At 46.1% G+C, this 1,168-nt stretch carries 1 protein-coding gene and 1 pseudogene; both read left to right on the forward strand.

From position 1 onward, the window contains the following. On the forward strand, positions 1-576 hold a 576-nt coding region (gene cdaA / locus ACWHAR_RS22360; protein ID WP_452087867.1), incomplete at its 5' end, for a diadenylate cyclase CdaA. Then, a pseudogene (gene cdaR, locus ACWHAR_RS22365) lies at positions 569-1,168 on the forward strand (CdaA regulatory protein CdaR); the annotation flags it as partial. The gene cdaA and the pseudogene cdaR, both read left to right, overlap by 8 nt.

Below are 1,168 nucleotides of genomic sequence, written 5' to 3' on the forward strand. Positions count from 1 at the left end.
CCTGAGCTGAGAAGAGCGCTTGAACAGCTAGGCCGCGGCCGCTTTTTTTCGAGGAGCGGCACGCCTGTTGAAGAAGCGCAGCAGAAAACGATTGAGGCCATTACAAAAGCGATCAATTATATGGCGAAACGCCGTATAGGCGCCCTGCTGACCATTGAGCGGGATACTGGAATGGGGGATTATATTGAGACTGGCATACCACTGAATGCCAAAGTCAGCTCTGAGCTGCTGATCAATATTTTTATCCCAAACACCCCGCTTCATGACGGTGCGGTGATTATGAAAAATAATGAAATTGCCGCGGCCGCCTGTTATCTGCCGCTTTCTGAGAGCCCGTTTATTTCAAAAGAACTGGGCACGCGGCACAGAGCAGCTGTCGGTATCAGTGAAGTAACAGACAGTTTGACGATTATTGTGTCTGAAGAGACCGGCGGCGTCAGTGTGGCAAAGAACGGCGACCTTCACAGAGAGCTTACAGAAGAAGCGCTGAAAGAAATGCTTGAAGCCGAGTTTAAGAAAAACACCAGAGACACTTCTTCTAACCGCTGGTATTGGAGGGGCAAGAAAAATGGATAAATTCTTAAACAACCGCTGGGCTGTGAAAATCATTGCTCTGCTTTTCGCGCTCTTGCTTTATGTGGCGGTTAACAGCAACCAAGCACCGACTCCGAAAAAACCGGGTGAATCTTTCTTTCCAACATCAACAACTGATGAAGCAACTCTGACTGATATTCCGGTTAAAGCGTATTATGATGATGAAAATTACGTCGTGACGGGTGTTCCGCAAACGGTTAATGTCACGATAAAAGGCTCGACAAGCGCCGTGAAAAAGGCACGGCAGACCAAAAACTTTGAAATATATGCCGATATGGAACATTTGAAAACCGGCACACATAAGGTTGAGCTTAAGGCCAAAAACGTGTCGGATGGGCTGACAATCTCAATTAATCCGTCTGTTACGACAGTGACCATTCAGGAACGGACGACCAAAAGTTTTCCCGTAGAAGTGGAGTACTACAACAAAAGCAAGATGAAAAAAGGCTATTCTCCGGAGCAGCCGATTGTCAGTCCGAAAAATGTGCAGATTACCGGATCGAAAAATGTCATCGATAATATTTCTCTTGTAAAAGCTTCAGTGAATTTGGAAAACGCAGATGAAACGATTGAA

The sequence above is a fragment of the Bacillus sp. LR--39 genome (assembly GCF_053613335.1).